Source organism: Aeromonas sp. s8, assembly GCF_040907785.1.
Taxonomy (GTDB): domain Bacteria; phylum Pseudomonadota; class Gammaproteobacteria; order Enterobacterales; family Aeromonadaceae; genus Aeromonas; species Aeromonas veronii.
The window spans coordinates 41,415-67,498 of record NZ_JBFOCL010000047.1; the positions used below are offsets into that span (position 1 = coordinate 41,415).

At 57.0% G+C, this 26,084-nt stretch carries 23 protein-coding genes and 1 riboswitch; of the genes, 18 read left to right on the forward strand and 5 right to left on the reverse strand.

Annotation, left to right across the window (positions count from 1 at the left end):
* Positions 1 to 8 precede the first annotated feature (8 nt).
* The 13 genes from AB5Y86_RS16255 to mgtE all read left to right on the forward strand — a co-directional run bounded on the left by AB5Y86_RS16255 (position 9) and on the right by mgtE (position 13,713).
* The gene (locus tag AB5Y86_RS16255; RefSeq protein WP_005350656.1) at positions 9 to 833 is read left to right on the forward strand and encodes a protein-glutamate O-methyltransferase CheR; all 825 of its coding nucleotides are present in this window, start codon (positions 9 to 11) and stop codon (positions 831 to 833) included.
* A 296-nt stretch (positions 834 to 1,129) separates the two neighbouring features.
* Positions 1,130 to 1,528: a flagellar basal body rod protein FlgB gene (flgB, locus tag AB5Y86_RS16260; protein WP_368193442.1), complete on the forward strand. Its 399-nt coding sequence runs from the start codon at positions 1,130 to 1,132 to the stop codon at positions 1,526 to 1,528.
* Complete coding sequence (flgC, locus tag AB5Y86_RS16265) at positions 1,528 to 1,947, forward strand: flagellar basal body rod protein FlgC (RefSeq protein WP_005350658.1); 420 nt, start codon at positions 1,528 to 1,530, stop codon at positions 1,945 to 1,947. Before flgB ends, flgC begins: the two co-directional genes overlap by 1 nt.
* A 15-nt stretch (positions 1,948 to 1,962) precedes the next feature.
* Positions 1,963 to 2,703 carry a flagellar hook assembly protein FlgD gene (locus AB5Y86_RS16270; protein ID WP_368193443.1) on the forward strand — a complete coding sequence of 247 codons (741 nt, stop codon included), beginning with the start codon at positions 1,963 to 1,965 and terminating at the stop codon, positions 2,701 to 2,703.
* A gap of 10 nt (positions 2,704 to 2,713) precedes the next feature.
* Entirely contained in the window at positions 2,714 to 4,075 is a 1,362-nt protein-coding gene (gene flgE / locus AB5Y86_RS16275; protein WP_368193444.1) for a flagellar hook protein FlgE, read from the forward strand.
* Positions 4,076 to 4,220: 145 nt separating this feature from the next.
* Entirely contained in the window at positions 4,221 to 4,967 is a 747-nt protein-coding gene (gene flgF, locus AB5Y86_RS16280; RefSeq protein ID WP_005334159.1) for a flagellar basal-body rod protein FlgF, read from the forward strand.
* A 14-nt stretch (positions 4,968 to 4,981) separates the two neighbouring features.
* Positions 4,982 to 5,770, forward strand: a complete 789-nt coding sequence (gene flgG, locus AB5Y86_RS16285; protein WP_005334158.1) for a flagellar basal-body rod protein FlgG — start codon at positions 4,982 to 4,984, stop codon at positions 5,768 to 5,770.
* Positions 5,771 to 5,784: 14 nt separating this feature from the next.
* A complete protein-coding gene (gene flgH / locus AB5Y86_RS16290; protein ID WP_005350662.1) occupies positions 5,785 to 6,456 on the forward strand; it encodes a flagellar basal body L-ring protein FlgH in 672 nt (223 codons plus the stop codon).
* A gap of 8 nt (positions 6,457 to 6,464) precedes the next feature.
* A complete protein-coding gene (locus AB5Y86_RS16295; RefSeq protein ID WP_005350664.1) occupies positions 6,465 to 7,562 on the forward strand; it encodes a flagellar basal body P-ring protein FlgI in 1,098 nt (365 codons plus the stop codon).
* A gap of 43 nt (positions 7,563 to 7,605) precedes the next feature.
* Positions 7,606 to 8,679: a flagellar assembly peptidoglycan hydrolase FlgJ gene (gene flgJ, locus AB5Y86_RS16300; RefSeq protein WP_257690201.1), complete on the forward strand. Its 1,074-nt coding sequence runs from the start codon at positions 7,606 to 7,608 to the stop codon at positions 8,677 to 8,679.
* A 3-nt stretch (positions 8,680 to 8,682) separates the two neighbouring features.
* Entirely contained in the window at positions 8,683 to 10,686 is a 2,004-nt protein-coding gene (flgK, locus tag AB5Y86_RS16305; RefSeq protein WP_368193446.1) for a flagellar hook-associated protein FlgK, read from the forward strand.
* Positions 10,687 to 10,690: 4 nt separating this feature from the next.
* The gene (gene flgL / locus AB5Y86_RS16310) at positions 10,691 to 11,896 is read left to right on the forward strand and encodes a flagellar hook-associated protein FlgL (protein WP_257690203.1); all 1,206 of its coding nucleotides are present in this window, start codon (positions 10,691 to 10,693) and stop codon (positions 11,894 to 11,896) included.
* Positions 11,897 to 12,077: 181 nt separating this feature from the next.
* Positions 12,078 to 12,247: riboswitch (M-box (ykoK) riboswitch) on the forward strand.
* Positions 12,248 to 12,369: 122 nt separating this feature from the next.
* Positions 12,370 to 13,713 (forward strand): magnesium transporter, encoded by a 1,344-nt coding sequence (gene mgtE, locus AB5Y86_RS16315; RefSeq protein ID WP_368193448.1) that lies wholly within the window; start codon positions 12,370 to 12,372, stop codon positions 13,711 to 13,713.
* Between the two features lie 60 nt (positions 13,714 to 13,773).
* On the opposite strand, the gene ppx is transcribed toward mgtE, so the two are convergent.
* From ppx to AB5Y86_RS16330, 3 genes are all read right to left on the reverse strand, one after another.
* Positions 13,774 to 15,264 (reverse strand): exopolyphosphatase, encoded by a 1,491-nt coding sequence (ppx, locus tag AB5Y86_RS16320; RefSeq protein ID WP_042052939.1) that lies wholly within the window; start codon positions 15,262 to 15,264, stop codon positions 13,774 to 13,776.
* Positions 15,254 to 17,323: a polyphosphate kinase 1 gene (ppk1, locus tag AB5Y86_RS16325; protein WP_005350671.1), complete on the reverse strand. Its 2,070-nt coding sequence runs from the start codon at positions 17,321 to 17,323 to the stop codon at positions 15,254 to 15,256. Before ppk1 ends, ppx begins: the two co-directional genes overlap by 11 nt.
* Positions 17,324 to 17,397: 74 nt before the next feature.
* Positions 17,398 to 17,913 (reverse strand): glycine cleavage system protein R, encoded by a 516-nt coding sequence (locus tag AB5Y86_RS16330; protein ID WP_368193450.1) that lies wholly within the window; start codon positions 17,911 to 17,913, stop codon positions 17,398 to 17,400.
* Positions 17,914 to 18,109: 196 nt separating this feature from the next.
* On the opposite strand from AB5Y86_RS16330, the gene AB5Y86_RS16335 reads away from it, so the two are divergent.
* The 5 genes from AB5Y86_RS16335 to AB5Y86_RS16355 all read left to right on the forward strand — a co-directional run bounded on the left by AB5Y86_RS16335 (position 18,110) and on the right by AB5Y86_RS16355 (position 24,062).
* Positions 18,110 to 18,988, forward strand: coding sequence for a DUF2726 domain-containing protein (locus AB5Y86_RS16335; RefSeq protein WP_368193452.1), 879 nt, complete (start codon positions 18,110 to 18,112; stop codon positions 18,986 to 18,988).
* Positions 18,989 to 19,256: 268 nt separating this feature from the next.
* Positions 19,257 to 20,678: a sigma-54 dependent transcriptional regulator gene (locus AB5Y86_RS16340; protein ID WP_042080359.1), complete on the forward strand. Its 1,422-nt coding sequence runs from the start codon at positions 19,257 to 19,259 to the stop codon at positions 20,676 to 20,678.
* Between the two features lie 106 nt (positions 20,679 to 20,784).
* A complete protein-coding gene (locus AB5Y86_RS16345; protein ID WP_005334126.1) occupies positions 20,785 to 21,819 on the forward strand; it encodes a PAS domain-containing sensor histidine kinase in 1,035 nt (344 codons plus the stop codon).
* Positions 21,816 to 23,159 carry a sigma-54 dependent transcriptional regulator gene (locus AB5Y86_RS16350; protein WP_021231049.1) on the forward strand — a complete coding sequence of 448 codons (1,344 nt, stop codon included), beginning with the start codon at positions 21,816 to 21,818 and terminating at the stop codon, positions 23,157 to 23,159. Before AB5Y86_RS16345 ends, AB5Y86_RS16350 begins: the two co-directional genes overlap by 4 nt.
* Before the next feature lie 141 nt (positions 23,160 to 23,300).
* Positions 23,301 to 24,062: a Nif3-like dinuclear metal center hexameric protein gene (locus AB5Y86_RS16355; protein ID WP_368193453.1), complete on the forward strand. Its 762-nt coding sequence runs from the start codon at positions 23,301 to 23,303 to the stop codon at positions 24,060 to 24,062.
* A gap of 239 nt (positions 24,063 to 24,301) precedes the next feature.
* On the opposite strand, the gene purN is transcribed toward AB5Y86_RS16355, so the two are convergent.
* Both purN and purM read right to left on the reverse strand, forming a co-directional pair.
* Positions 24,302 to 24,940 (reverse strand): phosphoribosylglycinamide formyltransferase, encoded by a 639-nt coding sequence (gene purN, locus AB5Y86_RS16360; RefSeq protein ID WP_247822476.1) that lies wholly within the window; start codon positions 24,938 to 24,940, stop codon positions 24,302 to 24,304.
* A complete protein-coding gene (gene purM, locus AB5Y86_RS16365) occupies positions 24,937 to 25,974 on the reverse strand; it encodes a phosphoribosylformylglycinamidine cyclo-ligase (protein WP_042080181.1) in 1,038 nt (345 codons plus the stop codon). Before purM ends, purN begins: the two co-directional genes overlap by 4 nt.
* Between the last annotated feature and the right edge of the window lie 110 nt (positions 25,975 to 26,084).

Below are 26,084 nucleotides of genomic sequence, written 5' to 3' on the forward strand. Positions count from 1 at the left end.
ACAGCTGCATGAAGACACTTTCGGACGACTTATACAAACAGTTCAGCAACTTTCTGGCGGTACAGAGCGGAATTGTGCTGGGGGATAACAAACAGTATCTGGTGAAGAGCCGTCTTTCACCTTTGATGGCTCAGTTTGGCATCGAGAGTCTGTCTGATCTGGTTACCCGTGCTATGAGTGTGCGAGAGCGTGACCTGAAAATGGCCGTGGTGGATGCCATGACGACCAACGAGACCCTCTGGTTTCGTGATACCTATCCGTTTCAGCTTCTTACTGACAAGATTTTCCCCGAGTTGGGGAAAAGTGGCCGCCCCATCAAGATCTGGTCGGCTGCATCCTCGTCAGGTCAGGAGCCCTATTCCATTGCCATGACGGCACTGGAGCAGCAGATGAAAAAGCCGGGGACCTTGCCTGGTGGCGTGCAGATTGTCGGGACGGATATTTCGACGACCATGCTCAATCAGTGTAAGGAAGGCGTTTACGATAGCCTTGCTCTGGCGCGCGGTTTGTCACCGGAGCGCAAGAAGATGTTTTTTGAGCCCTACGGTGACAACAAGATGCGGGTCGCTGAGCGAGTCAGAAAATTGACCACCTTCCGGCCACTCAACTTGTTGGAGAGTTATAGTCTGCTCGGCAAGTTTGACATTATCTTTTGCCGTAACGTGCTCATCTATTTTGCGCCGGAAGTGAAGTCGAAGATCCTCAACCAGTTTGCTGCCAGTCTCAATCCCGGTGGATATCTGATGCTGGGCGCGTCGGAGTCACTGGCCGGGTTAACCGATCGGTTCGAGATGATCCGCTGCAATCCGGGGATTGTCTACAAGGTCAAATAGGCCTGATGGCCTTGATATTCGGGGTCTGCCGAATATTGCCAGTCCATGCAAAGAGGGAAGCTACGAGCTTCCCTCTTTCTTAATCTACCGCTCAGTCTTTCTATTTACCTACACATATCTCGCCACTGCAAAAGTGGTTGAAACCTTAAGGTGGCCAAATGATGCCGTCTGACTCAGGGCACGAGATGCTCCTGTCGTTTTCGGTCTGAAATGTGCTCATACCCAAACCATCGAACTGAGTGATTTGCTTATGGCACACCTCTTGCAAACAAAATAAACCAAGCAGGAGGTGTGCTATGGCTCTTTCATTTGACAAGGCATTCGGTGTGCATCAACACACCATAAGCGTTCGCGCCAAGCGTGCTGAGGTGCTTTCCAGCAATATTGCCAACGCAGATACCCCGGGCTTCAAAGCCAGGGATGTCAATTTTGCTCAGGCATTGCAGGAGGCCCAGTCGCATCAGGGGTTTGGTTTGGCAACGACCAGCGAAAAGCACTTTGCCTTGAATATGGACGCCCCAGGTACCGTGCAATATCGCAACCCGCTGCAACCGGATACCGGTGACGGCAATACAGTCGATGTGCAGCAGGAGCGCAGCGAATTTCTGCGCAATAGCCTCGAGTATCAAACCTCCCTTGAATTTATGAATAGCAAGATCAGTGGCCTGCTCAAGGCCCTGAAAGGAGAGCAGTGATGAGTTTGTTCAAGGTCTTTGACATAGCAGGCTCGGCTATGAGCGCACAGTCAGTGCGCCTCAACACGGTTGCCAGCAACATGGCCAACGCAGACAGCGTCAGCTCCAGTGTGGAAAATACTTACCACGCCAGGCGGCCAGTCTTTGCCGCTCAGCTCGATCAGGCTATGTCTGACAAGCAGGGCTCGGTCGGGGTTGAGGTGAAGGGGATTGTCGAGAGCAAGGCGCCACTGCTCAAGGAGTACAACCCCAACCACCCGATGGCGGATAAAGACGGTTTTATCTTCAAGCCAAACGTCAATATGGTTGAAGAGATGGCCGACATGATCAACGCCTCGCGCAGCTACCAGACCAACGTACAGGTTGCAGATTCGGCCAAGAAGATGCTGCAGCAGACGCTCCAGCTTGGCAAGTCCTGATAGGAGGGATGCAGCATGGTCGATACAACCAATAATGTGAACGGCATCAGCCGTACCACGACCCAGACGACAGGCACCACTACAACGCCGAAGAAAGAGCTGGATCAGGCTTCGTTTATGAAGCTGCTAACAATGCAATTGTCGTATCAAGACCCATTCAAACCTGTCGACAATGCCCAGATGCTCTCCCAGATGGCCTCTATGTCTACGTCTGAGGGGATCAGTAGCCTGTCTACTCAAATGGGTAAGCTTAATGACCAGATGATTTCCAGCCAGGCTCTCCAAGCGTCTTCTTTGGTTGGACAAAATGTGCTGTTACAAGGCAATACAGGATTTCTAGACAAGGATGGTCCTTTATCTGCAGTTGTTGCTGTTGGCACAACGAATAAATATTCGAATGTCAAAATCACCGTTGAGGATGAAAAGGGGCAGGTTATCAAGGAGTTTCCCCTCGAAGGCGACCAAAAAGGTAATGTGGAAATTGCTTGGGATGGTAAAGACAAGGCCGGTAACCGAGTCGCTTCAGGCAAATATGTCATCAAAGCTAGTGGTGCGCTCGATGGGAAGTCGGAAAGTATTGCCACATTTGCTTATGCCAAAGTAGATAGCGTTGCTTTGGGCAATGCCACCAACCCGACTCGTCTCAACTTGAGAGGGCTGGGGAGCGAATATCTGAACAATATTCTGCAAATTTCAGGCACCAATTCAAATCTGACGGTTACACCGTCAAAAACCACGTCGACAGCATCGATCTAAGGAGCTGGATATGTCATTTAACAATGCCTTGAGCGGTGTCAACGCGGCACAAAAAGACTTGAACGTCACCGCCAACAACATTGCCAACGTTAACACCATGGGCTTTAAAGAGTCCCGTGCCGAGTTTGCGGATGTCTACGCCAACTCCATCTTTGTCAATGCCAAGACCCAGGTCGGTAACGGTGTAGCGACCGGGGCGGTTGCCCAACAGTTCCATCAGGGGGCGCTGCAATTTACCAATAACGCACTGGACTTGGCGATTCAGGGGAATGGCTTCTTTGTGACTTCGGATGGGTTGACCAATCTGGATCGCACCTATACCCGTGCCGGGGCCTTCAAGCTCAATGAAAACAGCTATATGGTCAATAATCAGGGCCATTATCTGCAAGGGTATGAGATTAACGAAGATGGGTCTCCGAAAGCAGTGAGTATTAACGCAACCAAACCTATCCAGATCCCAGATCGGGCGGGTGAGCCTGTGAAAACAAGTAAAATAGAAGCGAGTTTCAATTTACCTTCAACCTCAACAACTAAACCACAGTTATTTACACCTTCGAATTTTGATCCGAAAGATTCAAAGACTTATTCTTCATCTACATCAGTAGTGATCTATGACTCTCTTGGAGAACCTCATACGATTACGCAATATTTTGTCAAAGATGCTGACACAACAGATCCAACCAAGCCTGCGGATCCTCCATCTTGGCGTATGTACCTTTATCAAGGTGACAAGCCTATTGACATTGAAGGAGGCACGGCGCCCACCATGACGGGAACTTTGGCGCAAGCTCCGAAAGCTGCGCAGATTACGTTTGGTTCTGATGGTAAAATGAATGCGATTTCACCAGCAACATTAAAAACGGAACCTTTAGGTACAATTACTGGGCCTAATCCTGGGGCCGGTATTATTACAAATGGCGCAGATCCTACCCAACAGGTTGATATTGTGTTTGGGACAGTAACCCAATATTCATCACCATTTGAAGTCAGTAAGTTGACACAGGATGGTTCTACTGTCGGTCGTTTGACCAAGGTCGAGATCACGCCAGATGGTATTGTGTCCGCGACCTACAGTAACGCAACTACCATTAAAGTCGCCATGGTGGCGATGGCCAAGTTTGCCAACTCGCAAGGATTGACTCAGGTCGGCGATACCTCCTGGCGCCAATCCCTGCTCTCTGGTGAGGCGTTGCCGGGGACGCCGAACTCGGGTACTTTCGGGACCATCAAATCATCGGCGCTCGAGCAGTCCAACGTGGATTTGACCTCGGAGCTGGTGGATCTGATCACTGCTCAGCGTAACTTCCAGGCCAACTCCCGTTCTCTGGAGGTCAACAGTTCGCTGCAGCAAACCATCCTGCAGATCCGTTAATCGCGCAATACATGATAATGAGAGGGGGCTTGGCCCCCCTCTCTGTTTCTGTCGCATTCCCATCCTCCTTATCCCCCCATATTTCTGCTGTTGGCACTCTAATTGCATTTCTCCTGTCAGAGTCATCTGTTTGACGGAGAATTCCATGGATCACCTGCTTTATATCGCCATGTCCGGGGCCAAAGAGACCATGAACAGCCTGGCTGTTCGGGGCAACAACCTCGCCAATGCCAATACCACCGGCTTCAAGTCCGATTTTGAGCAGGCCAGAAGCATGCAGGCGTTCGGAGAGGGCTTGCCAAGCCGGGTCTTTGCCATGGCTGAGCGCCCGGGGCAGAACCTGCAGCATGGCATGCTGATGACCACCGGACGGGATCTGGACGTGGCGGTGGATGGTCCTGGCTGGATTGCCGTGCAGGATCCCAAGGGCGGTGAGGCCTATACCCGCATGGGGAATTTGCAGGTCAATGCGACCGGCAACTTACAAACCTCGACCGGCCTGAATGTAGTGGATGACGGTGGTCAGCCAATCGTGTTGCCGATGCCGATGGAGAAACTCGAGATTAATCGGGATGGCACCATCAGCGGTCGACCGGAAGGGGCAGCCGCCAACTTGCCGGAAGATTTTCAGCGGATCAAGCTGGTCAACCCGGCCGCCGATGCGGTGGAGAAGGGGCAAGATGGTCTGTTTCGCCGCAAAGATGGCCAGAATGAACCCGCCTCTGCCAATGTCGGCCTGATTGCCGGCTCCCTTGAGGGGAGCAACGTCAATGTGGTGGATGAGATGACCAACCTGATCCGGCTGCAACGCCAGTTCGAAACCCAGGTCAAAATCATGAAGACGGCCGAAGAGAATGATGAAGCTCAAACCCAACTGCTGCGAATCAGCTAATCAAGGAGTTACCTATGAATCCCGCACTCTGGATCAGCAAGACCGGGTTGGATGCACAGCAGACCAATATTTCGGTCACTTCGAACAACCTGGCGAACGCCAGCACCGTGGGCTTCAAAAAGTCACGGGCCATCTTTGAAGATCTGCTGTATCAAAACATCAACCAGCCCGGTGGCCGCTCCTCTGCCGATACCGAGCTCCCCTCCGGCCTGATGCTGGGGGCGGGTGCCAAGGTGGTGGCGACCCAGAAAAACCACAGCCAGGGCAACGTGCAAACCACCGACAACTCGCTCGATTTGATGATCAGTGGTCGTGGCTACTTTGAAATTCAGCTGCCGGATGGTAGTGCGGCCTATACCCGCAACGGTCAGTTCACCCTCAACGATGAAGGGACCATAGTGACCCCGGGTAATGGCTACCCGCTGCAACCGGAAATCCAGATCCCGGAAAACGCCCAGAGCGTTACGGTGGGTGAAGATGGTCAGGTCTCGGTGCAGCTCAAGGGCGATGGCGCTTCTCAGGTCGTCGGTCAGATCAACATCTCCGACTTCGTCAACGCCAGCGGCTTGCAGCCGATGGGGGAGAACATGTTTGTCGAGACCCAATCCAGCGGTGCTGCCGCTCAGGGGACTGCCGGTGCCGATGGCTTGGGGGTGATCAAGCAGGGGATGCTGGAGACTTCCAACGTCAACGTGACCGAAGAGCTGGTGAACCTCATTCAGGCTCAGCGGGTCTACGAGATGAACTCCAAGGTGCTCTCCGCCGTGGACGGCATGATGTCCTTCCTGATCCAGCGTACCTAATTAGGAGGTGCATGATGAAAGCCGTATGGATGCTGGGATTGCTGGTGCTGGGAGGGTGTAGCAGCACTCCCAATACGCCCAAGCCTGATGATCCCGAGTTTTCCCCCGTCTATGGGGAGTCGGAGCCGGTGTCGGTGCGACCGACAGGGGCGATTTTCCAGCCGGATCAGGTCAATGGCATCTATTCGGATATCAAGGCGCACAAGGTGGGCGACATCATTACCATCGAGTTGTCGGAGTCGACCTCCGCCTCGAAAAAGGCCAATACCCAGAGTGGCAAGAATAACAAGTTCAATCTGGACCCGGTCAAGTTGGGTGGCGTGCCCGTGACCGCCAGCCCCTATGATCTCTCAGCCTCCATTGCTCAAGACAGCGCGTTCAAGGGCCAGGCCAAGGCGGATCAGAGCAACAGCCTGCAGGGCAATATTTCGGTCAGCGTGGCCAAGGTGCTGCCCAACGGCAATCTGGTGGTGCGCGGCGAGAAGTGGATCATGCTCAACAATGGCAATGAATATATCCGGATCACCGGCCTTATTCGCCCGGAGGACGTGACGTCTGATAACAGCGTTTCGTCCCAGAAAGTGGCCAATGCCCGCATTTACTACGGTGGTACCGGCGATCTGGCCAATAGCCAGGAGCAAGGGTGGCTTACCAGCTTTTTCAATGGTCCCTGGTGGCCGCTCTAGGAGATGTTATGAAGTCACTCCGTCTTGTCACTCTGCTCTGCTGTCTGCTGCCCTTGGGCGTGGCCAATGCGGCCCGGATCAAGGACATCAGCTCGGTTGAAGGGGTGCGTAACAACCAGCTAATTGGTTACGGTCTGGTGGTGGGGTTACCCGGCACTGGCGAGAAGAACAACGCCTTCACCGAGCAGACCTTCCGTACCATGCTCAACAATTTTGGCATCAAGGTGCCGGATAATATCAAGCCCAAGATCAAGGATGTGGCACCGGTGGCGATCCATGCCGACTTGCCCCCCTTCTCCAAGCCGGGCCAGACCATCGACGTAACGGTCTCTGCCATTGGCGAGGCCAAGAGCCTGCGGGGCGGCACCCTGTTGCAAAGCTTCCTGAAAGGGCTCGATGGGCGGGTCTATGCGGTCGCCCAGGGCAGTCTGGTGGTCGGTGGTCTGGGGGCCGAGGGGGCTGATGGTTCCAAGGTAGTGATCAATACCCCGACCGTCGGGCGGATTGCCAACGGTGCGACCGTGGAGCGGGAGGTGCCCAACTCCTTCAGTCAGGGGGACACCATCACCTTCAACCTTAACCGACCCGACTTTACTACAGCGCGCCGTCTGGCCGATGTGGTCAACGATCTGGTGGGGCCCAATACCGCTCAGGCGCTCGATGCCACCTCGGTCAAGGTCTATGCCCCGCGGGATCCGGGTCAGCGTGTCTCCTATCTCGCCACCATCGAGAATCTGGAGGTGGATCCGGCCAACGAGGCGGCCAAGATCATCGTTAACTCCCGCACCGGCACCATAGTGATCGGCAGTCAGGTCAAGCTCAAACCGGCGGCCATCAGCCATGGCGGGTTGACGGTGACCATCGCCGAAAACCAGCAGGTCTCCCAGCCCAACCCGTTGGCGGGAGGAGAGACGACGGTGACTAACAACTCGACCATCAATGTCCAGCAAGAGCCGGGGCGGATGTTCAAGTTTGATACCGGTGCGACCCTAGACGATTTGGTCCGGGCGGTCAATCAGGTCGGGGTCGCCCCCGGTGATTTGATGGCCATCCTTGAGGCGCTGCAGCAGGCAGGCGCCATCGAGGGGCAACTGGTCATATTGTAACAAGCGGCAAGTGGTTGCCACGGGTGGCAATGAGGTAAGCAAAATGGCGGAGTTTGACAGCAACAGCGGCATGAATCTCGGGATGGTACAGGACATCAAGAACCTGGATCGTCTGCGCCAGATGGGCCAAAGCAAAGAGGGGCAGGCCGAAGCGCTCAAGAGTGCGTCACGCCAGTTCGAGTCAATCTTTACCCAGATGCTGTTTCAGAGCATGCGTCAGGCCAACGGGGTGTTGACTCAGGACAACCCGATGAACAGCAGCTATACCCAGTTCTATGAAGGGATGCTGGATGAGCAGAGGGTCGCCGACATGTCCAGCAAGGGGGGACTGGGATTGGCTGACATGGTGGCCAAGCAGCTCTCTCCCGAGACCTTTACCCATCAGGATGGACGGGTGCTCAAGATGCCACAGCGCACCGAACGGACCTACAAACCCTATCAGCCACCCACGGCCGCTGCCGATGATTTGATCGCGGCATCAAAAGTTGGCAAAGATTTTGCTGAAAGAGAGATGACCGAGGGGGTCAAGGAGAGCCACGCACTCACTATGCCCCGTCGACCGCACCGCAGCATTCCGCCCATGGGACGCATGGCCAGCGAAGAGGGCAGTGCCACCGGTAGTGGGGGCAAAGAGTTCGATACACCGGAAGAGTTCGTCAATCGCCTGATGCCGCTGGCCAAGAAAGCGGCCGACAAGCTGGGGTTAAGCCCGGCGGTACTGGTCGCCCAGGCGGCACTGGAGAGCGGTTGGGGCAAGCGGGTGATCAAGGATGGCGAGGGGCAGGTGACTCATAACCTGTTTGGCATCAAGGCCGATCCGCGCTGGGAAGGGCCAAAGGCGGTGGTCAGCACGCTCGAGTATGAGCAAGGCGTCGCCTCCCGCCAGAAAGCGGCATTTCGCTCCTATGAGTCGTTTGAAGAGAGCTTCAACGACTACGTGGACTTCCTCACTTCCGGCTCTCGCTACAAGGGCGCCCTGGCGAAGGTGGATAGTCCCGATCGCTACTTTGAGGCGCTGCAACAGGCGGGTTATGCCACCGACCCGCACTACGCCAGAAAATTGAAACAGGTATTGCGCAGTGATGCCATTGCCCAATACAACGAGATGGAGCTGTAACGTATGGCAAGCGACCTGCTTGGGATTGGTTCATCGGGCGTGCTGGCACAGCAACGCCTGCTGCAGACCACCAGTAACAACATAGTGAACGTCAATAGCCAGGGCTATGTGCGTGAGCGTACGCTGGTGTATACCAATACCATCGGTCTGGGGACCGGTGACATCAAGACCCAGCGGGTAATCAACGACTATATGCAGGGGGAGGTGCGCCGTGATACCTCTGCTTATCATGCCTCCCTGACCCATTATGAACAGCTGGCTGGCGTTGACAGCTTGCTTGGGGATACCAGCAACAGCGTGGGGGCAGCCATCACCTCCTACTTCAAGTCATTTCACTCTGCCAATGAATCGCCTGCCGAGATCGGTGGGCGCAAGGTGGTGATGACGGAGTTTAGTGGCATGGTCAACCGTTTTCATACCCTCTCGGCGCAGCTCGACAAGCAGAGCGATACCCTCAACACCCGTATTGAAGATGAAACCAAGCAGGTCAACAGCCTGCTCACCAGCATCAATGATCTTAATCAGGCCATCATCCGCACCCAGGGGTCACCCGAAGAGAACCTGATGCTGTTTGATCAGCGGGATGAGGCGATCCGCCAGCTGTCGGAGAAGATGGATATTCGCACCGTAGCCCAACCCAACGGCAGCATGCTGGTCAATATGAGCACCGGCCATTCGCTGATCCTCGATGGGGGCGTCGCCCAGTTCAAGGTGATTGCAGGAGATCCTGACTCCCGAGATCAGGAGCTGCAACTGACTCTGGGGGATAATCAGGCTACCATCGACCACGATACGTTTGGTGGCGCCATGGGGGGGCTGTTCAAGGCGCGTACCGACCTTGAGCCTACCAAGCGAGAACTGGGGCAGCTGGCCGTGGCGATGGCCGATGCAATGAACCAGCAGAACCGCCTCGGGATGGATCTGGATAATGAAATTGGCGGTGATATCTTCACCCTGCCAACCAGCAAGGGATTACCCTACGACGACAATACAGGAACTGTTGAGGCTAATGTCAGCTTCGTGCCGGGCAAGGGGACATCAGTGACCCCGTTTGATTACGAAGTGCGCTTTAGCAGCGCCACCGGTTATGAGGTGTTCTCGCTGGACAAGTCTGGTAATCGAACCTCTGTGGCGACTGGCACGACCCCTCCTGTAACGTTTGAACTCACGGGTCACGGCATTTCAATCGATCTCACCGGTGCGCCGGCTGCGGGTGACAGACTGTTGCTGCAACCCACCAAAAGTGCGGCCGCCGGTCTGGGTCAGCTGATCACCCGGCCGGAAGATTTGGCCCTGGCTTCTCCGCTTAAAGCGGAAAAGACCACCAATAATGGCGGCGGGGCTGATATCAAACTGGGTGGCGTATTTAATACAGGTGCAGGGTCAGGTTTTGGTACCAATAGTCTGAGCCCGACAGCGCCCCAGGTGGTCAAAATTGATGGCAGTGGTAACTATCAGGTTTTCCAAGCCGATGGTACTACCTTGATTGGCACGGCCCCCGCGAGCAGCAAGGGGCAAAACCTGATGTCGGCTATCGTTAACCCTTTCCCCGCCGGAGCTGCAGTCTATGCCAACCCGAAACAGGCGCCAGGCTACGAGTTCAGCATCACCGGAACGGTGGATGCCGGTGACAGCTTCAAGCTCAGTTACAACAGCAATGGCTTTGCCGATAACAGCAATGGCCTGGTTCTGGCCGAGCTGCAAAACAAGGATCTGGTGCGCAAGAGCACCAATGGTGGGACGACCAACGACAAGATGACCTTCAATCAGGCCTATTCCGGGTTGGTGATGGAAGTGGGTAACAATACCAGTCAGGCAAAAACGCTGCTCAAGGCCAATGAGTCCAAGCTTATCCAGAGCACCGGCATCTTTGAAAGCGTGTCTGGGGTCAATCTGGAGGAGGAAGCTGCCAATCTGATCCGCTTCCAGCAATCCTATGCGGCATCGGCGCAAATCGTCAGCACGGCCAAAACCATTTTCGATACACTGCTCTCTTCCGTGAGGTAACGTCATGCGCATCACCACTAACATGATCTACGACCGGAATTTATATTCCCTCAACAGTGTCAATGAGCGTCTGGAGAAGGCCTATCAACAGTTGCAAACCGGTAATAAATTTCAGACAGCCGGAGAAGATCCCGCAGGAATGAGCCAGAAGATGGCACTGACCAAGGAGATTGACCTGTTCAAGCAGTACAGTGTCAATGGCAGCTTGCTGGAAAACAGTTTGGGGCATGAGGAGACGGTATTAACGTCGATTAACAATGCGATGCTTAGTGCCCAGACCCTGATCCAGAAGTCAAATAATGGCGCTATCAGCATGGATGATCGCAAGGCTATTGCCAGCGAGCTTGAAGGGTTGCAGCAGCAGATGTTCGACCTGATGAATAGCAAAAACTCATCGGGTGAATTTATATTTGGTGGCAATCAGAGCAAGACCCAGCCATATATAAAAGACGTCAACGGAAAATATATTTATCAGGGTGATCCAGGTCAGCGAAATATTCAGGTCTCACCCACAGTACAAATCGCTGCCAATGATTCCGGGCAGGATCTGTTTGAAATCGTGGCGACCAGAAGAACCGCCAGTGCAACCACCGCAAATATCAAGGTCGGGATAGGCGATCAGGGTAACTTTGATAATTTCTATAAGTCCAATTATAACTCGGCACTGCCCAGCAACACTTATACCGTCTCAACCACCATAGGTCCGCCTGATACCTATGATATCAAGGATGCCGGTGGCAATACGTTGCAAACGGGTAACTACACTGCTGGCACCAAGATCCCTTTCAATGGGTTGGAATTGACCGTCAGCTCGCCTGCGGGCAGTTCTGAGCAGTTTGATCTTAATCCACCGAAGAATGACAACATATTGAATGGTATGTCGGATTTTATTACGGCTCTGCGAGATCCGGCTATTTCTGCCGAGGCCTTCGAGCAGAAAATAGCCGATGCCACCGTTCATATGAAAAATGCCCGCCTGAATATCGATCATGGGTTGGGTGAGTTGGGCGGCCGGATGAACAGTCTGGAACAGGCTATGGGCTCCAATGAGGGATTGAGTACCCTCAACGCCGAGGCGAGAGCCAAGGTGTCGGAAGCGGATCTCTATGAAGTGATTTCCGCGCTGTCAAAAGAGGATGCGGCATTGAGTGCCTCGCAACTCTCTTTCAGCAAAATAAGCCGTCTGACGCTATTTGACTATATTCGTTAATACAGAAGGGGCCCTTTGGGGCCTTTTCTTTATCCACGTTCTGTAAATTGGTTCCGTGTCATCCCCTGCCAATTGTAACAAGCTGTTGCCGTTGCCAACTTAATGGTGGTTGCGGGGTTGACCTCCCAGCGGGATTGGATAATCATGCCGCCCGCACAACAGAGGGTTGTGCGAATTATTTGCAGCATCTCGTTAGGCGAGGCTCCTGTATAAACACAGGCCACTGATCTCACGACGTCCAGAGACGCCCAAGATCAGGACAGTTTTCATCGGATTAAGGTGTAAACCCAAGTGGCTTCCGGCATGCCGGATACGTTATACAGTGCTAAAGCTGGTACGTGGGGATGATGACACGCCGAACGGCGTCATTTCCTGCCTATTACTCGTCAATCAAATTGCTGTTTTCTTGTCGTTGCCTCCGGCTATTTCCGGAGGCATTCAGGCTCGCCTGAAATCACATGAGGATATCTGTGATGAAGAAAACACATACCATTCTTAACCGTCACCAACTGCTCGATCTGGCCGCCCTGCAGGGTTGGCTGGAACATAATCTGGATCCGGTTCAGCGCGCCGATCAACTGCTGACCCTGCGTCCGGAAGAGCTCAACTGCATCTTTGATACCCTGCCAATTTCGCAAGGGGCCGAACTGCTTGGTTCACTCTCGGCCGAGAGTGCCGGGCGCCTGTTGCAACGGTTGCATGGCAGCATCGTCAGCGTGTTGCAGGAGGCCATTCCCCGTCGCGAGATGGTCGCTATCCTGCGCAAACTGAGCCGTCAGGATCGCACCATGTTGCTGGCTCGCTTCCCGACCCAGGCGCAGGCCATGTATTACTCCCTGCTGGATTGGCCCACCGAGTCGGTGGGGGCCAACATGCGCCACGAATATCTGGCGGTGCGGGAGGAGGACACGGTCGGTCACGCCAAACAGCTGATCCACGATGCCTGGGACAATGCCCAGCTGTTTCGCCATATCTATGTGGTCAACGGGGATGGTCGTCTGCAAGGGAGCCTCTCCCTCAAGACCTTGCTGATCGCCGACCCGCTGGCCAGAGTCGCGACCCTGATGGATCGGGAGACGGTGCGGATCAACGCCCGTGCGGATCAGGAGCTGGCAGCGCGCCTGCTCATCGACCGCGACCTGTCGGTATTACCGGTCGAGGATCAGGGGCGACTGGTCGGTATTTTCCACGTTGATGATGCGGCGGATATTCTGGAACTCGAATCCACCGAGGATGCCGAGATGCAGGGAGGATCATCACCGCTCGATACCCCTTACTTGCAGGCGACCCCCTGGCAGCTGTGGCGCAAACGGGTGGGCTGGCTGCTTATCCTGTTCGTGGCAGAAGCCTACACCGGCACCGTGCTGCGGGCATTTGAGGAGCAGCTGGAAGCGGCCATCGCGCTGGCCTTCTTTATCCCCTTGCTGATCGGTACTGGTGGTAACAGCGGCACCCAGATCACCACCACCATAGTACGAGCCATGGCGGTCGGGGAGGTGAGTCTGCGCAATCTCGGCACCGTGCTGAAAAAGGAGCTCTCCACCGGTCTGCTCATCTCGGGTGCCATTGCCATGGCGGCCTGGGTACGGGCATGGAGTCTCGGCGTCGGTCCCCAGATTGGCATGGTGGTGACCTTTACCATCATCGCCATCGTGCTCTGGAGTGCTACGGTCGCGTCCATTATACCCATGGTGCTGCGCCGTTTCCGCATCGATCCGGCGGTGGTCTCTGCGCCATTCATCGCGACACTGGTGGATGGCACTGGCCTTATCATCTACTTCGAGATGGCCAAGTGGTTGTTGCCCGAGTTGCAGTAACGGGTAGATTGATATGAAAAAGGCAGCCAGTGGGCTGCCTTTTGCATTTATCTTTCCGGTTTAGCCGAGCTGGAACAGCAGTGGCCAGCCCTGCTCCTGGCAATAACGATGCTCCTTCTCCAGATTCTGCATCAGGAGACGGTTCTCCTCGCACCAGTCGATCGGCAGGGTCACGACCAGCTGATCCCCTTGCACTGCGACTTTCCACTCAGGCAGCAGGTTGTCCTGACGCTTGTGGTGAGCGGCGACCGCGAGGCGCAGGATGCGGATGCAACGTAGCACCGTCTGCATGTCGTGGTTGGGCAGGGGCGGCAGCTCGGAGAGTTTTAGCCCCTTGCGCTGAAAGCGCACCAGCGCGGCCAGCAATGCCTGATCGTCCTGGTTGAAGCCAGGCAGGTCGGTGTGTTGCAGGATATAGGCGGAGTGGCGATGAATGCCGCTGTAGTTGATGGCAAGGCCAATTTCGTGCAGCCGCGCCGCCCAGCCGAGGATGGCGCGATAGGGCTCTATCTCCATCTGCCAGGGCTCTTGCAAGGCATCAAACAGGGTCAGCACGCTCTGCTCCACCCGGGCGGCTTGTTTGCGGTCCATCCGGTAGTGGGTGCCGAGCGCCTGTGCGGTACGCTCGCGAATATCGTGGTGCTGCAAGCGCTCCTCGAATTCATAAAGCAACCCTTCGCGCAGAGCACCATCGGAGTAGTCGAGCCGCTCGATGGGCAGCGAGGTAAACAGGCCGAGCAGGATGGCGACCGCAGCGGCAAACACCTCCTGGCGCTCCTCGGTAAGCCCTGTCAGCTTGAGGTTATCGACTCGCTTGCGCTCAATCATCAGCGCTTTGAGCCGCTCCAGCCCCTCCAGCGTAATACTGCCATCGGTCAGCCCCTCACCTTGCAGCACGTCGCGCACGGTGCGAATGGAGCCTGAGCTGCCAAGACAGCTCTGCCAGCCCAGCTTGCGGTACTGGTTGACGATGGGGGCGAGCTGGTGCTGCGCCTCCAGCACGGCATTGGTGAAGTGCTTGTCGCTCAGCTTGCCGCTGGCAAAGAAGCTTTGGGTAAAGCTGACGCAGCCCATCTTGCGACTGGTGAGGGCCTTGTGTTCAAACCCTTCACCGATGATGAGTTCGGTGCTGCCGCCGCCGATATCGATCACCAGTACCTGGCCCTCGATATGCTGGGTATGGGCAACCCCCTGATAGATGAGCCGTGCTTCTTCCTGCCCGCTGATGATCTCGATGGGGTGGTTGAGCACCTTGGCTGCTTCACTCACAAATTCGCGCGCGTTGCTGGCACGGCGCAATGTGTAGGTACCGGCGATGCGGATCTGATCCGGTTTGATGTTGGTGAGCCGCTCGGCAAACAGTGACAGGCAGGCGAGGCCGCGTTCCATCGCCTCCGGGCTCATCCGCTTCTGCTCATCCATCCCTTCCGCCAGCCGCACCCGCTCCTTGATGCGATCGACGATGCGAAAACGCCCTTCGCTCAGATGGGCGATCACCATGTGAAAACTGTTGGAGCCGAGATCCACGGCGGCATAGAGACTATTGTCCATTGTTTGACTCGATACGTTTGAGATAGTCGTAAATCGCCACCTGAGAGCGGATCTTGCGGCGGTTGCCCCGCTTCACATATTCGTTCTGCTGGTCGGCATCAATGACCCGCGCCTTGCAGGTATCACTCAGTTGTAGCTCGAGAATGTCCATGATGCGCTGCTTGAGCCGCTCATCATAAATGGGGGTGCCCACCTCAATACGGCCGTCGATATTGCGGCTCATCCAGTCGGCGCTGGAGATATAGAGCTGGGGGTTGCCCTTGTTGTGGAACACCATCACCCGCGGGTGCTCGAGGAAGCGGTCGATGATGCTGATCACCTTGATGTTGTCACTGAGGCCCGGCACACCCGGACGCAGGGCGCACATGCCACGGATGATCATCTGGATCGGCACCCCGGCCTGCCCGGCGGCATAGAGGCGGTTGATGAGATCCTTGTCCACCAGATTGTTGATCTTGAGGATGATGCCGCTCGGCTGGCCCGCCTTGGCGTTGGAGAGCTCGTTGTCGATGAGGCGATAGAGCTGACGGCGGCTGTTGATGGGGGAGACCAGCAGGTGGTTGAATTTGTAACGCTTATAGGGGTACTCGATGTATTCAAACACCCCTTCCACTTCGGCGGTGATATCCGGATTGCGGGTGAGCAGCGAGAAGTCGGTGTAGATCTTGGCGGTCTTCTCGTTGAAGTTCCCGGTGCCGATATGGGCATAGCGCACCGCCTCGCCATTTTCGTGGCGGGTGATGAGGCAGAGCTTGGAGTGGATCTTGAGGCTCGGTACCCCGAACACCACCTTGACCCCGGCATCGGTAAGGATGTTGGCCCAGTCGATGTTGGCCGCCTCGTCGAAACGGGCGCGCAGCTCGACCACCACGGTTACCTTCTTGCCGTTGTTGGCGGCATCGATGAGGGAATGGATGATCCGCGACTTCTTGGCCACCCGATAAATGTTGATGCGAATGGCGCTGACCGCCGGATCGAACGCCGCCTGGCGCACCAGCTCGGTGAAGTGGTGGAACTTGTGATACGGGTAGTAGAGCAGAATATCCTGCTTGGTAATCGCATCGAAGGCGTTGACGAAACCGTCAAAATCGCGGCAATCGAGGGCCGGCAGCTTGGGGTTTTCCAGATAGTCACGGCCCACGTTGGGGAAGCCGATGAAATCCTTGAAGTTGTGATAGCGCCCGCCCGGCATGATGGCGTCGTAGGAGCTGATCTGCAGCTTGAGTTTCAGGAAGCTTATCATGGCAGCGGGCATCTCCCGCTCGTAGACGAAGCGCACCGGCATGGCGGTAAGGCGCTGCTTCAAGCCGTCACTCATCTTGTCCACCAGGCTCAAGTCCAGCTGGTCGGAGAGATCGTATTCTGCATCCCGGGTCAGCTTCACCGCATAGGCGGCAATCTCGTCGTAGTCGAAGAAGCCTTTGAAGATCTCGTCGAGGCAGAAGCGGATGACGTTATCCAGAATGATGATCTGCTTCTTGCGGCGGGTCCCTTCCGGCGGCAGCTGGAAGAAGCGGGGCAGGTCGTCGGTCGGCACTTCCACCAGGGCGTACTGGATCACCTGACCGTTCTTCTTCATCTCGATGGCCAGATAGGTGTACTCATCCTTGAGAAATTTGACCGGATTGACCTCTTTGTTGAGCAGGATCGGGATGATGTGACGCAGCACCTTCTCCTTGAAGAAGACCCGCAGCCACTTCTGAATGGCATCGGAGAGCTGGTTCTCGTTGACCAGGAAGATGTTGTGGCGAGCGAGCGCAATCAACAGCTCCTTATAGGTGTTGTCGAACGCTTCACCGAGCGCCATCACTTTTTGCTGGATGGCACGCAGCAGCACTTTTGCTTCATCGTCGCCACCATGTACTTCATTGATGAGGATGCGACGCTTGACGTCCGATACCCGTACCTTGAAGAACTCATCCTGGTTGGAGGAGAAGATCCCCAGAAAACGAACCCGCTCGATGAGGGGCACCGTCTTGTCCATTGCCTCTTGCAACACCCGTTCATTGAATGAGAGCCAGCTCAGCTCTTTCTCTTCATACTGCTTGTCGGTGCTCATCTTGTGCCTCTGTTTCAGGTCGCGTCTGCGCGGCAGTTATGGCGTTAATATATGACAAATAAATGACAGTATTGTTACTGCTCGCTGAACGCTTCGTCGATGTCGACCACCAGATCGTCGGAGAGGGATTCCAGCGCAGTGATAAGCGTATCCATCGCGAGCCCGTCGGGCAGGGCAACCAGCGCATGGGCATAGAAGAGCGGGGCGCCGGAGTGGGGAGCCGGTTCACAGCCGGTGGTGAGATCGGCCACGTTGATCTCGAGCTGGCGCAGGATACTGGCTACTTCATGGACGATACCGGGGCGGTCGTTGCCGGTCACCGTCATCATGACTTGATGGGCTGGCTCGGTGGTCGGTGTCCCTTCGGCAAAGCTGATGGTCAGATCCGGTAGCAGGGCCAGTGCTTCGCACAGGCTGCGATAGTGCTCATCGGGGACAGAGACATGGAGGATACCGGCAAACTGGCCCGCCAGTTCGCTCATGGCGCTGCCCAGCCAGTTACCCTGCTCGCGGCTGATGGCTGCAGCCAGACTCTCGACGATCCCGGGTTTGTCTGCACCGATCACGGTGACCACCAATTGCTTTTGCATCCTGCTCTCCTTGAAATGGGATTTCTTGCTCTATCCCTATTGTGCCTGCTGGGGCAGGTCATATGAACCCCTGCCTGCTGACAAATAGATAAAAAGATGGGACTTTTCACTTTCTATACACGGGTCTGCTGCCTTGCTCCGTGGCGGCTGTGGTAAAGTAATTCCCCTTTCGTGTCGTGAACTGGATCGTGCTCTCATGAATACCCTTGTCCTATCGGGATTGTTGTTGCTGGCGCTGCTTGTGCTGGCGATCTTCTGGAGCAGAGGCAGACAGCAAAAGCGCCTGCCCTATGATATGCAGGAGACCCTGTTCAGTCCTGCCGAACGATCCTTCCTCGGGGGGCTGGATCTGGCGGTGGGTGACAAGGCCCGGGTCTTTGCCAAGGTGCGGGTGGCCGATGTGCTGACGCCGCAGGCCGGGATCGGCAAAAGCAAATGGCAGCAGCACTTCAACAAGATCAGTGCCAAGCATTTCGACTATCTGCTTTGCCACCCCGCGGATCTCTCCTTTATCTGCGCCATCGAACTCGATGACAGCTCCCATCGTCACCAGAAGCGCAAGGCGCGGGATCTCTTTCTGAAAACCGCCTGCGACAGCGCCGGTCTGCCGTTGCTGCAGATCCCGGCAAGTGCCAGTTATCTGGTGGAAGAGCTGCGCGAACAGATCCTGCCGCTGCTGGTCAAAACCAGTGAACCATTGATCGACGATTTGCCGCACGGGGCGCGCCGCGAGCCCACCTTCAACCCTCTGCTGCTGGACGGCGTGGATGTCGGTGCCGGGATGCGTGGCCGCAATGCCCATGCCGAGGCCATCTCGCCTGCGTCGCTCCACGAGCCCGCCATCCAGGCCAAGGGGATGGTGGAGGCGCCACAGAGTGAGGGGGAGTTGGTCGATAGCCTGTTCGCCGATGTGGAAGATGATGAAGAGCACGAGGTACACCACTGCCCCCGTTGCGATGCGCCGCTGGTGGAGCGGGAGGCGAAAAAAGGCCCCCACGCCGGTCGACTCTTTCTGGCTTGCAGCCGTTTTCCCGAGTGTCGTTACGCGGCGCCGCACCACCATAATCGCCACTGAGAGCGCTTCACTGTGTCCCATGCTGCCCTCTGACGAGGGCAGTTTTCTTTCCGCTTTTGGCTGCGTTTGTTAACGGCGCCAATGCAGAAAATTCCTTGGCAAAATTTATCTAATCTCCCGTTTCTGTCGATACACTTAGCCTGAATACGACAACTTTTGACAATGTGTCGGAATTTTGGCACTTTGTGTGCCTGCAAAAAGACAGTCGGTAGCTGTTTTATCATTAAATAAAACAATAAGTTAGTTCAGGACATCGCGAGGAATGGATATGGTGGAGATGGGCGTGTTGATTGTTGATGCCGATGCGCAGCGGCGCCAACAGTTGGGAACCGTGCTCTCGTTTATGGGGATCCCGTGGCAGGAGGTGGCACAAAGCGATCTGGATGTGGCCATCGAATCCTCCGGTCCGCTGCAAGGGGTGCTGGTGGGTGAGCTGACCGACCGTCCCTTGTCAGAGCTGCTGGCTGCCTTCCCCCGTACCCCTTTCCTCTCGCTGGTTGAGGCCGATCTGCCCAACAGCAACTTTATCGGGGTCGCGCTCTCGCCTTTTACCTATGAATCCCTCACCCGTCATTTGCACTTCTGTCAGGCGTTCGTCTCCTTGCATCCCCGTCAGCAGACCCATGACAAGGGGCAGGCCCTGCTGCGCTTGCTGGTGGGTAAAGGGAAGGGGATCCAGGAGGTACGCCGCCTTATCAGCCAGGTGGCCGAGACCGATGCCAACGTGCTGATCCTTGGGGAGTCCGGCACTGGTAAAGAGGTGGTGGCTCGCGCTATCCACGAACTCTCTTCCCGAAGTCAAGGCCCCTTCGTGCCCATCAACTGCGGCGCTATTCCAGCCGAATTGCTGGAGAGCGAACTGTTTGGTCACGAGAAAGGAGCCTTTACCGGCGCCATCGCGGCCCGTCGCGGTCGCTTCGAGCTGGCGCAGGGGGGCACCCTGTTTCTCGATGAGATCGGCGATATGCCGATGCCGATGCAGGTCAAACTGCTGCGGGTATTGCAGGAGCGGTTGTTCGACAGGGTTGGTGGCGGCAAGCCCATTCAGGCCGATGTGCGCATCATCGCAGCAACCCACCGGGATCTGGAGGCGATGATCCGCACCCAGGGTTTTCGTGAAGATCTCTACTACCGCCTCAATGTCTTCCCCATTGAGACGCCGCCGCTGCGGGATCGCATCGACGACATCCCGCTGCTGCTGCAGGAGCTGCTCAATCGCCATGCCGAGCAGCACCACGGCTTTATCCGGCTGACCCAGCGGGCGCTGGAGTCACTGATGCAGTACCCCTGGCCCGGTAACGTACGCGAGCTCTCCAACCTGCTGGAGCGGCTGTTGATCCTCTACCCGCACCAGATCGTCGATGTGGCCGATCTGCCGAGCCGTTATCGCCTGCTGCCGAGCGAGCCGCGGGATGAGCGGTTGACCGAGATGGATGAACGGGATGCGCTGGCGGCGGTGTTTCAGGACCCGCCCGAGCTGGATCACGCTCTCGCCTCGGCCCGCACCATGCAGTTGCCGGAGGAGGGGGTCAACCTCAAAGAGATGCTGGCCGACCTCGAAGTGGAGCTGATCCGTCAGGCGCTGGAGTCTCAGGACGGGGTCGTGGCCCGCGCCGCCGATCTGCTCGGCATGCGCCGTACCACCCTGGTGGAGAAGATGAAAAAGTACGGGATGAGCAAGGACGTCTAAGGGTCAAAGCCTTGACGCCAACATGCAATCTATTGTTTTAATTAATATATTTTAGTGGCATGGAAATTGAATAACCTGACCCAATAGCCAGTTTGAGGTCAGGTTTATGACAATCCAGCAGCAGGACATGCCACTCCAGTCCCACGAAGTGAGCCAGCTCTATGCCATCTTCAAGGCGCTCCCCACCGGGGTGTTGCTGCTTGATGGGGCAGGGGTGGTCACCCGCGCGAATCCGGCGGCCATCTCCCTGCTGGGGGAGCCGTTGGAAGGGGAGCTCTGGCGCCACATCATTGCCCGCTGCTTTGAGCCGCGTGAGGATGATGGCCACGAGATCTCCCTGCGCGATGGGCGCCGGGTGCAGCTCTCGACCCAACCGCTGCCGGATCAGCCCGGCCAGCTGGTCTTTATCAATGACCTGACCGAAACCCGTAAACTGCAAGACCGCATCAACCACATGAAGCGGCTGTCGGCGCTCGGCAATATGGCGGCCTCGCTCGCCCACCAGATCCGTACTCCGCTCTCTGCCGCCATGCTCTATGCCGCCAATCTGGCCAACCGCACCCTCAAGCCGGAATCTCGCACTCAGTTTCAGCAAAAGTTGATGGCCCGTTTGCAGGATCTGGAGAAGCAGATCAACGACATCTTGCTGTTTGCCCGCAACGGTGACAATCAGGTGGTCACCCCCATCTCGGTACAAGGGCTGCTGGCCGAAGTGCAGGCCGGTGCTGAGGCCTTCTGCCAGCAGCAGGGCTGCGAGTTGCACATGGAGGCGCCGGAGCCCGATCTCTGTCTGCTGGCCAACAGCAGTGCGCTGGCGGGGGCCATCAACAACCTGATTGCCAATGCCCAGCAGGCAGGGGCCACCTCGCTGCTGGTCAGCGCGGTGCGCAGTGGCGCCCGGGTGGAGATGCGGGTCATCGATAATGGCAAGGGGATCCCTTCCCATCAGCTCGGTCAGGTATTCGAACCCTTCTTTACCACTCGCTCCCAGGGCACAGGTCTCGGGCTGGCGGTGGTGCAATCTGTAGTGCGTGCCCATCAGGGGGAGGTCGGTGTGGCCTCGGTTCCCGGTGAAGGCACCTGCTTTACTCTGTCGTTCCCCCTGCACCAGCAACCGGTGCAGCTTGGAGGTGTAGCATGACACAGGCCAGGATCCTGGTAGTTGAAGATGACAATGGCCTGCGCGAAGCGCTGGTGGATACCCTTTTGCTCGGCGGTTATGAGTGCCGTGAAGCGGACAGCGGCGAGCGGGCTCTGCTGGCCCTCTCCCGTCAACCGTTTGACATGGTGATCTCCGATATCCAGATGGGGGGAATGGACGGCCTCACCCTGTTGGCTACCATCCGCCAGCAATATCCGCAGATACCTGTGCTGCTGATGACCGCCTACGCCAACATCGATGGCGCGGTGCGCGCCATGCGTGAAGGGGCCATCGACTATCTGGCCAAGCCGTTCTCCCCGGAGGTGCTGCTCAATCAGGTCAGTCGTTATGTGCCCGCCCAGAAGGTGGAGAAGCGCGCCGTGGTCTACGGGGATCCCAAAACTGCCGAGCTGTTCCAGCTGGCGACCCGGGTGGCCAGAAGCGAAGCGACAGTGATGGTGACCGGCCCGAGCGGGACGGGTAAAGAGGTGCTGGCCCGTTACATTCACGACAACTCCAGCCGCGCCGAGCAGCCTTTCGTCGCCATTAACTGCGCCGCCATTCCGGAAAACATGCTGGAGGCGACCCTGTTTGGCTACGAGAAGGGGGCGTTTACCGGCGCGGTGCAGGGGTGTCCCGGCAAGTTCGAGCAGGCGCAGGGGGGCACCCTGCTGCTTGACGAGATCACCGAGATGGATCAGGGGCTGCAAGCCAAATTGCTGCGGGTGTTGCAGGAGAAAGAGGTGGAGCGGCTCGGCAGTCGCAAGATGATCCCGCTGGATGTGCGGGTCATCGCCACCAGCAACCGGGATTTGAAAAAAGCGGTGCAGGATGGCCTGTTTCGCGAAGATCTCTACTATCGCCTCAACGTCTTCCCGCTGCGCTGGTCTGCTCTGTGCGAGCGGCCTGGGGATATTCTGCCGCTGGCGGAGCATCTGCTGGCGCTTCATGCCAGTCAGCAGGGGTTACCGACCCCACAGTTGACGGATGCCTCGCGGGAACGGCTGCTGGCTCACCCCTGGCCCGGCAACGTGCGGGAGCTGGACAACGTGGTACAGCGTGCCCTGATCCTCAGCCCCGACGGGGTCATTGATTGTGACCACCTCATTCTGGAGGAGCTGGATGAGCAGGAGATGGAGTTTGTCAGCGTGGAGCGCAGCTATGGTGGCGATCGCCTCGGCAGCGAGCTCAAGCAGCAGGAGCACCAGATCATCCTCGACACCCTGCAAGATTGTAACGGCAGCCGCAAGGCAGTGGCCGACCGACTCGGTATCAGCCCGCGCACCCTGCGCTACAAACTGGCCCAGATGCGGGAGGCGGGGATCGACCTGCCAGCCTGAGGCCGGGAGGGAAACCGCACTGTGTGGGGGCTGTCATGGTCTTGACGGCCCGGCTCGATTATCATGGGGTCCTTGGCGCTTTGAGCCTGGGCCCTGTTTTTATTGGTAAAGCAGGGGACCGAGCCTTAATAAGGGACCCCTATGATCTCTCATCGAAAACTCGAAACCGTACTGAATCACCTGCTCGAACCGCACGCCATCAAGGATTATTGCCCCAACGGCTTGCAAGTGGAGGGGCGCGAGCGCATTCGCAAGGTGGTGACCGGCGTCACTGCCAGTCAGGCGCTGATTGACGCGGCAGTGGCTGCCGGGGCCGATGCCATCCTGGTCCATCACGGCTACTTCTGGAGCGGTGAACCGGCGCAGATTACCGGCATGAAGCAGCGTCGGCTCAAGACCCTGCTGACCCACGATATCAACCTGTTTGCCTACCATCTGCCGCTGGATGTCCATCCCGAGGTGGGTAACAACGCCCAGCTCGCCAAGCTGCTCGACATCAAGGTGCGCCGCGGTCTGGAGCCGTGGAACAGCAAGAGCGTCGCCATGGTGGGCAAGCTGGAGCAGCCGATGAGCGGTGCCGACTTTGCCAAATTGATTGCCGAGCGCCTTGGCCGTGAACCACTCTATTGTGGCGACAGCGGCCCCGAGCTTATCCGTTCCGTGGCCTGGTGCACCGGTGGCGGCCAGAGCTACATCAATCTGGCGGCGGAGCAGGGCATCGATGCCTTTATCTCCGGTGAAGCCTCCGAGCAGACCATTCACACCGCTCGCGAGATGGGGATGCACTTCTACGCCGCGGGCCATCACGCCACCGAGCGTTACGGCGTCAAGGCGCTGGGGGAGTGGCTGGCGACCGTGCATGGGCTGGATGTCACCTTTATCGATATCGACAATCCGGTCTAAACCTGTCCACGATCTGGCTACGAAACCGTGATCAAGGCTCATGTGCTGCTCGCTTATGTATACAGCAAAGAGTGCTCACGTATGTCCATACGCTCCGGTTCCTGGGCAGCTTGTAACCTTGTTGACGGTTTCTCGCTGCAGGTCGTGAACAGGTTTAAGCCTGTGCCTGTGGTGGGAAAATTCAGGAAACAAAAAGGAGGCCATCGGCCTCCTTTTTCACATTTCGACAAGACGTCTGCTTACTCGCAGGCGTAACCAGCGGGGCCCAGCAGGGCGCCATCCAGTTGCACGGCGCCATCTACCATCTGCAGCCTGCCTTCGCAGAACCAGCGCACCACCAGCGGGTAGATGCTGTGTTCCTGCGCCTGTACCCGTGCCGCTACCTCGTCCGCACTGTCCCCTTCAAAGATGGGCACGCGGGCCTGCAGGATCACCGGGCCGCCATCCAGTTCTTCGGTCACGAAGTGGACGCTGGCGCCGTGTTCACTGTCACCGGCATCTATGGCGCGCTGGTGGGTGTGCAAGCCCTGATACTTGGGCAGCAGGGAGGGGTGGATATTGATCATTCTGCCGGCGAAATGGCGCACCAGATCGCCGCTCAATATCCGCATAAACCCGGCCAGCACCACCAGATCCGGCTGATAGTCTGCCATCAGCGCCAGCAGGGCGGCGTCATACTCCTCCCGGCTGGCAAACTGCTGCTGGGCCAGAATGGAGGTCGCCACGCCTGCTTCTTTGGCGCGAACCAGACCATAGGCATCGGCCTTGTTGCTGATGACGCCGACCACTTCACCGGCAATCTTGCCGCTGGCGCAGTGGTCGAGGATTGCCTGCAGGTTGCTGCCGCTGCCGGAGATTAGGACGAGGATCCGCATCATTTGATGACGACCTGCTCCTCACCGTCTGCTGCCTTGGCGATATGACCGATGTGCCATGCGTTCTCGCCTTCCGCTTTGAGCAGGGTCAGCGCCTTCTCCAGCTGGTTGGCGGGCAGGGCGATGATCATGCCGACACCGCAGTTGAAGGTGCGATACATCTCGTGACGGGTGACGTTGCCAGCCTGCTGCAGCCAGCTGAACACTGCCGGCCACTGCCAGCTCTGCTCGTCGATCACCGCTTGAGTATTGGCAGGCAATACGCGGGGGATGTTCTCCCAGAAGCCACCGCCGGTGATGTGGGAGAGGGCGTGGATCTCGCACTCCTTGATGAGCTTGAGCACAGGTTTCACATAGATGCGGGTCGGCTCCAGCAAGGCATCTGCGAGGGTGCGGTCACCCAGCGGCTGATGCACGTCGGCTTTGGAGACTTCCAGAATTTTACGGATCAGGGAGAAGCCGTTGGAGTGAGGGCCGCTGGCGGCCAGGGCGATCAGGGCATCCCCTTCACCGACCTTGCTGCCGTCGATGATTTCGCTCTTCTCCACCACACCGACGCAGAAACCGGCGATGTCGTAGTCTTCCCCTTCATACATGCCCGGCATCTCGGCGGTCTCGCCGCCCACCAAGGCACAGCCTGACTGCTCGCAACCGGCACCGATCCCGGTGACCACCGCGGCCGCGGTGTCCACGTCCAGCTTGCCGGTTGCATAGTAGTCGAGGAAGAACAGCGGCTCGGCGCCCTGTACGATCAGGTCATTGACGCACATGGCCACCAGATCGATGCCCACGGTGTCGTGCTTCTTCAGGTCGATGGCCAGCCGCAGTTTGGTGCCCACACCATCGGTACCGGAGACCAGTACCGGCTCCTTGTAGCCCGCAGGGATTTGACACAAGGCCCCAAAGCCGCCAAGACCACCAAGGACTTCAGGACGACGAGTGCGCTTTGACACGCCCTTGATACGTTCAACCAGTGCATTGCCGGCATCGATATCTACGCCAGCATCCTTGTAGCTCAGTGAGGTTTTGTCAGTCACGAGTATTCCCCGTCATGTAAAGAAGTGGAGGGTAAAATTCGGGGCGTATTCTAACAGTGGTGGTGAAAAACCAGAAAGGAAATCGTTTGCGCGTTTTTGCGCGGAAATGC

Coding starts and splice junctions, on each gene's coding strand:
- AB5Y86_RS16295 (WP_005350664.1), top strand. CDS start 6,465: ATGAAGTCACTCCGTCTTGTCACTCTGCTCTGCTGTCTGCTGCCCTTG.
- flgE (WP_368193444.1), top strand. CDS start 2,714: ATGTCATTTAACAATGCCTTGAGCGGTGTCAACGCGGCACAAAAAGAC.
- mgtE (WP_368193448.1), top strand. CDS start 12,370: ATGAAGAAAACACATACCATTCTTAACCGTCACCAACTGCTCGATCTG.
- AB5Y86_RS16330 (WP_368193450.1), bottom strand. CDS start 17,913: ATGCAAAAGCAATTGGTGGTCACCGTGATCGGTGCAGACAAACCCGGG.
- AB5Y86_RS16355 (WP_368193453.1), top strand. CDS start 23,301: ATGATCTCTCATCGAAAACTCGAAACCGTACTGAATCACCTGCTCGAA.
- flgJ (WP_257690201.1), top strand. CDS start 7,606: ATGGCGGAGTTTGACAGCAACAGCGGCATGAATCTCGGGATGGTACAG.
- flgC (WP_005350658.1), top strand. CDS start 1,528: ATGAGTTTGTTCAAGGTCTTTGACATAGCAGGCTCGGCTATGAGCGCA.
- AB5Y86_RS16270 (WP_368193443.1), top strand. CDS start 1,963: ATGGTCGATACAACCAATAATGTGAACGGCATCAGCCGTACCACGACC.
- ppx (WP_042052939.1), bottom strand. CDS start 15,264: ATGGACAATAGTCTCTATGCCGCCGTGGATCTCGGCTCCAACAGTTTT.
- flgB (WP_368193442.1), top strand. CDS start 1,130: ATGGCTCTTTCATTTGACAAGGCATTCGGTGTGCATCAACACACCATA.
- flgK (WP_368193446.1), top strand. CDS start 8,683: ATGGCAAGCGACCTGCTTGGGATTGGTTCATCGGGCGTGCTGGCACAG.
- flgG (WP_005334158.1), top strand. CDS start 4,982: ATGAATCCCGCACTCTGGATCAGCAAGACCGGGTTGGATGCACAGCAG.
- ppk1 (WP_005350671.1), bottom strand. CDS start 17,323: ATGAGCACCGACAAGCAGTATGAAGAGAAAGAGCTGAGCTGGCTCTCA.
- AB5Y86_RS16345 (WP_005334126.1), top strand. CDS start 20,785: ATGACAATCCAGCAGCAGGACATGCCACTCCAGTCCCACGAAGTGAGC.
- AB5Y86_RS16350 (WP_021231049.1), top strand. CDS start 21,816: ATGACACAGGCCAGGATCCTGGTAGTTGAAGATGACAATGGCCTGCGC.
- flgH (WP_005350662.1), top strand. CDS start 5,785: ATGAAAGCCGTATGGATGCTGGGATTGCTGGTGCTGGGAGGGTGTAGC.
- flgL (WP_257690203.1), top strand. CDS start 10,691: ATGCGCATCACCACTAACATGATCTACGACCGGAATTTATATTCCCTC.
- purN (WP_247822476.1), bottom strand. CDS start 24,940: ATGATGCGGATCCTCGTCCTAATCTCCGGCAGCGGCAGCAACCTGCAG.
- flgF (WP_005334159.1), top strand. CDS start 4,221: ATGGATCACCTGCTTTATATCGCCATGTCCGGGGCCAAAGAGACCATG.
- AB5Y86_RS16335 (WP_368193452.1), top strand. CDS start 18,110: ATGAATACCCTTGTCCTATCGGGATTGTTGTTGCTGGCGCTGCTTGTG.
- AB5Y86_RS16340 (WP_042080359.1), top strand. CDS start 19,257: ATGGTGGAGATGGGCGTGTTGATTGTTGATGCCGATGCGCAGCGGCGC.
- AB5Y86_RS16255 (WP_005350656.1), top strand. CDS start 9: ATGAAGACACTTTCGGACGACTTATACAAACAGTTCAGCAACTTTCTG.